The sequence below is a fragment of the Fulvivirga aurantia genome, from assembly GCF_009711475.1.
GTDB classification, from domain to species: Bacteria; Bacteroidota; Bacteroidia; order Cytophagales; family Cyclobacteriaceae; genus Fulvivirga; species Fulvivirga aurantia.
Genome location: NZ_SMMD01000653.1, coordinates 1 through 5,222, shown reverse-complemented (window position 1 = coordinate 5,222; position 5,222 = coordinate 1). Strand labels below are relative to the sequence as shown.

Genomic DNA, 5,222 nt, shown 5'->3' with positions numbered 1-5,222 from the left:
AAGTGGGTGACCAACGCAGGTAAGCACGAAGCCCTCATCCAATTCTGCTTCTGAAAGACCCTCTTCCTCATCGAGTTTCACCTTACCGGAAATACACTTACCTCTACAGGCCGTACACAATCCACTCTGGCAAGAATAAGGTAAATCGATGCCCATATCTAGGGCGGTCTCTAAAATAGTGCTATCAGGCTCTACGGTAAACTTGTGCTCATCACCATCGTAGATCACAGTTACCTCTCTTGATACCACTTTTGAAGCTTCAGCGGGTTCTTCTTTTTTAAGTTCTTTGTCTATAGTACCGGCTACGAAGCTTTCCTTGAAAATATTGGCTTTAGGTATGTCTTGCTCATCCAAAAGGTTTTCAACGTTTTTCATCATTCCTTCAGGTCCACACATCAAATAGGTGGTATTTTCGGCACCCCAGCTAGGGATTCTTTCAAATATCTTTACGAGCATATCATGGTTCAGCAATCCGCTGTGCCCCTGCCAGTTCATAGGTGCATCATCCAATACATGGATCACGTGCAGTCTACCTTCATACTCAGCCTGCATTTTATCCAGTGTTTCTCTGAAAATGATGCTTTCTATATCTCTATTACAATAAATGAGGGAGATTATACTATCAGGCTCCTGAGATAGCATTGATTTAATGATTGACATCATCGGTGTGATTCCGCTACCCCCTGCAAACATGATGAGGTGACGTTTTTTACTTGTATCATACTCAGTGGTGAAAACACCCATTGGCTCCATCACCTTAAGTGTCTCGCCTACTTTTAAATTGTCCGGTAGCCAGTTAGACATCAAGCCGTTCTCCACACGTTTTACCGTCACAGCCAAATCATCGTCTGTAAATGGTGACGAGCACAAAGAGTAAGCTCTTCGTACCTCTTTGCCATCAACTGGTGTGATTAGAGTAAGAAATTGGCCCGATTTATAATTCACCTTGGTTTCGGGCTGCTCAAACACTATAGTAATAGCATCTTTAGTTTCATTGATAATTTCCTTGACCTTCAGGTCGTGATATCGGCTGCCGCCTGTTGATGCAGGTTTTTCTTCTGATCCTTTATTTTTCTTAAAAAAGCTAAATGCCATGTGTCTAAAAATTTAACCAATAAGTGAGTTTAAATACAATTGCCCGGCTTTTTGTCTTAAAATTACCAGGAAAATAATTATCTGTATAAACAACAAACAAGTCAGATACAGGTTTATACCTCCACTGAAACCTCGCATTGAGATTTACATTGTCTGCCTGCTCGTTGTATTGTACAAATGTAGTAAGGAATAATTGATCTGTAAACGTTAAATCAATTCTTGGTCCGATAAGCCAAAATTCTGTGTCCTCAAACGGTGCTGGAAAGCCGTGCAGATTATTGTAATCAATCGTCATAGCCACCAGACCATATGGTTGATACCTAAAATTTATCTGTGCCGTGGCATTGTACCTTTTACCATTGTAAAAACCTCCGTATGACATATCAAACTCACCTGATAGCACCTTCCTTGCGTCTGTTTCGTATGAGGCTCCTACGGTTGTCCACTCAAAATCTTCTCCCGACTGAAGCCGTAAACTATCAGGTACATCGGTTCCCGATGGGTCAAAATTTCGCCTAAGCTTTTGATAATCATATGACCATCCGATACTAAAATTGGACGTATTTTGATGCGTAAAATCATAATCCACACCAAAATCCATGTCGGTCTTATTAAATTCCATATCGGTACGATAGTTAAAGTCTATACCCGGGCCGTGTCTAACCAAGAAACTCGAGTTTTCAGGGTATAGATTTAAATCATTAAATGTACCTAGCCTTATGATGTCCCTTCTTTGTATAAATCCGGTTTCAGCATTAAAACCCTCTCCCAGTGCAGATGCAATCACGCGTAATTCCAGATTAGTGGTATTATAACCCAAAAACATCCCGGTTGAGAATGCATCATCTTTAGATTCTTCGTCTATCGATCTATGATAAAAAAAGTCTCCTTCCCATCGCCCATCCAGGGAGAGCAAATTATAATCAACTCCAACCACTCGGTTATATTTGGTAGTTGTTGAGACTTCTTCATTTCGCTCATAATCCAAAGCCTGACGATTGACCATAATTACCCCTACATTAGACCGGCCAAATACCCTACGTTGTATCACACCTACTGTGTAGTTTTGAGCAAGCAAGTTATAAGAACTGTCAACTTCACTTACACCTGTGAGCCGTGCTCCATCTTTACTCTTGGTTTGCATATTGAGCAATCCTATGCGCCAATCTTTACCTATTTTACCGCTTAACCTTGCTCCGTAGAGTATCGGTATTTGTAATTTATTCCCAGCTGTATCTTCCCCGATACCAATACGCCTGCTAAAAAATGGCCTTGATTGCCTAAATCCGCTTTCACCAAATAAATCCTGATTTTCCAGAAAGAACTGCCTACGCTCAGGGAAGAAAATCTCAAACCTACTCAGGTTAGTCACTTGCTGGTCTACCTCAACTTGAGAAAAGTCCGGATTTACTGTGAGGTCAAGGTTAAGTGAGCTACTCACACCAATCTTAGCGTCAAAACCGGCATTAACCTCTCTGTCACTTATATCTTCTTCAAAATCTTCACTGGTAGCTGCCGAAACATAGGGAATAAAGGCAATATTAGGCCCTGCCTTTTTTAAAGGTTCAGAGAAAATCAACCGACCGGAAAATGCAAAACTTGACGGTCTATACCCTTGTGGTACGGGCGCCCAGTTTGACTCCTCGTTGTTTTTTAAATCTTTTCTTAAGAAAATTATGTTCCATTCTCTATTTTCTTCGTCATAACGGACCGTCTTAAAAGGAATTTTCATTTCAAACTCCCACCTATCTCCAAAATCAGTTACTTCAGAAAACCACTTATTATCCCAATCATCCGACACCTCCCCTCCATTGGTAACCAACCCCTCTCTTCTCACGCCAAATGGTGTGATACCAAACGTAAAACCATTGGTATAATCATCGTATGGGTCAATGTAAACGCTTAAATTTTCATTTCTAGACCATGAGAAATCTCTTCTCAAAGATTGCATCACATGCTCTTTGTCAGAGTTTTCGTAACATATGCCAGCGATGTAAAGATATCTGTCATCAAAAGCGACCATTGTCACGGTTTGTGAGGTGGCCGACACGGAGTCGACAGGAAAGGTAAGGATAAAATTATCTGTACGATCGGCATTTTGCCAGTGTGGCTCATCGAGTTTTCCGTCTAGTGTTATGGGAGAAGTTAAACGGTCGGCAATGAGCTGATATTTTTGAGAATTTACCTGTGCCACAGATTGGCCTATAATACCAATTGAGAATAACAATAGACCTGACAGCAGTTTATTCATGATGGGGGCAAATCTATTTATTTTTGAAGATTTTAAGGTTTTAGAATAATGAAAATTACATAAGTGGGCTGCTGAGAATTTATTATTTTTGCAGCTTTTCAAACTCACAATGTAATCATGCAATTAAACGAGCTTACCGCTATTTCTCCGGTTGATGGAAGATACAGAAGACATACATCAGCATTATCAACATATTTGTCAGAGTATGGTTTAATCCGATATAGGGTTTTAGTAGAGATAGAGTACTTTATAGCGCTTTGTGAGTTACCCATATCACAGCTTGCTGAAGTAAAATCTGAACAGTATGATGCATTGCGTTCTATCTATAAAGACTTTTCTGAAGAAGATGCGCAGAGCATCAAAGACATTGAGAAGACAACCAATCATGACGTAAAGGCGGTAGAGTATTTCATCAAATCAAAGATGGAAGACATGGGTTTTGAAGATGTAAAAGAGTTTGTTCATTTCGGTCTTACCTCTCAGGATATCAATAATACAGCCATTCCGCTTTCGCTAAAAGAAGCTGTGGAAAATATTGTATTGCCGCTGGTAGAAAATGTAAGCAATACAATAGCCTCATATGCCAATAAGTGGGCGGATATACCCATGCTTGCCAAAACTCACGGTCAACCTGCCTCACCTACAAGACTTGGAAAAGAGTTTATGGTGTTTAAAGCACGAATCGATAAACAACTTTTCTTATTAAAGGAAGTGCCACACAGCGCCAAATTTGGAGGAGCAACCGGTAATTTTAATGCACATCATGTAGCTTATCCCGATACCGATTGGGTGCAATTTGGCAATGATTTCGTAAGAAACCACCTGGGTCTTGAGCGTAGCCACCCCACAACACAAATAGAGCATTATGATAACATGGCTGCTCTGTTTGACGGTATCAAACGTATAAATACCATACTCATAGATTTTAGTCGAGACATTTGGCAATACATATCTATGGGGTATTTCAAACAAAAGATAAAAGAAGGTGAAGTCGGTTCGTCTGCCATGCCGCACAAAGTGAACCCAATCGATTTTGAAAATGCCGAAGGCAACCTGGGAATGGCTAATGCTATTTTTGAGCATCTTTCTGCCAAATTGCCTATCTCCAGATTACAAAGAGACTTAACAGACTCTACTGTGCTTCGAAACATAGGTATTCCATTATCTCATACAGTTATAGCTTTCAACTCCCTGGCCAAAGGTCTTGGTAAGATTGAGTTAAACGAGACAGCGATTAATAATGATCTTGAAGATAACTGGGCAGTAGTAGCTGAGGCAATTCAGACGATATTAAGGCGCGAAAACTACCCTAAACCTTACGAAGCACTGAAAGGCTTAACAAGAACAAACTCAAAAATTACCAAAGAAACCATACACGAGTTTATTGATACTCTTGAGGTTGATGGTGAGTTGAAAAGTTCTTTAAAAGAGATTAGCCCTATGAATTATACGGGAGTATAATCAAGTTTCGAGTTGTGAGCCATTAGTTTCGAGGTTATTACTCAAAGCTAATAACTCGTAACTCGAAGCTCTTACTACCCTACAAAATCACCGGTGAGTGCGCGACATTCTTTACGCTTTTTCTTGAGCTTGAACTTCCAAAAAGGACCGTTTTTAAAGGTGAGTCGTAATTTGGCAACCATATTATGCCAAAAGCGATCAAACTCATTCATATAGTTTCCACCGTACTTGGTCTTCTGCTTCGTCTGGATCACATAGCGAAAGCCCATGTCTTTGTACACGTCTTCCATACATGGGTTACCAATCAATAGCCCTTTCGGGCTGTTTTTCACCCATTCAATAGGTTTCTTGTTTTTATAGTTCTTGTGTTTTGGTTTGTATTTAGGTGAGTTGGTGGTAGTGCCGGTGTCTCCAA

The 5,222-nt window shown here is 40.2% G+C and carries 4 protein-coding genes; 1 reads left to right on the top strand and 3 read right to left on the bottom strand.

Annotated features, from left to right (window positions below):
* Together E1176_RS06590 and E1176_RS06585 are read right to left on the bottom strand one after the other, a co-directional pair.
* A partial coding sequence (locus tag E1176_RS06590; protein WP_155209811.1) for a ferredoxin--NADP reductase occupies positions 1 to 1,095 on the bottom strand: 1,095 nt, incomplete at its 3' end.
* Positions 1,096 to 1,099: 4 nt separating this feature from the next.
* A complete protein-coding gene (locus tag E1176_RS06585; protein ID WP_155209810.1) occupies positions 1,100 to 3,346 on the bottom strand; it encodes a carbohydrate binding family 9 domain-containing protein in 2,247 nt (748 codons plus the stop codon).
* A 117-nt stretch (positions 3,347 to 3,463) separates the two neighbouring features.
* Here E1176_RS06585 and purB point away from each other — a divergent pair, with 117 nt between their 5' ends.
* Complete coding sequence (purB, locus tag E1176_RS06580) at positions 3,464 to 4,807, top strand: adenylosuccinate lyase (RefSeq protein ID WP_155209809.1); 1,344 nt, start codon at positions 3,464 to 3,466, stop codon at positions 4,805 to 4,807.
* A gap of 74 nt (positions 4,808 to 4,881) precedes the next feature.
* On the opposite strand, the gene E1176_RS20560 is transcribed toward purB, so the two are convergent.
* Positions 4,882 to 5,222: hypothetical protein (locus E1176_RS20560; protein WP_222933105.1), on the bottom strand; the 341-nt coding region annotated here is incomplete at its 5' end.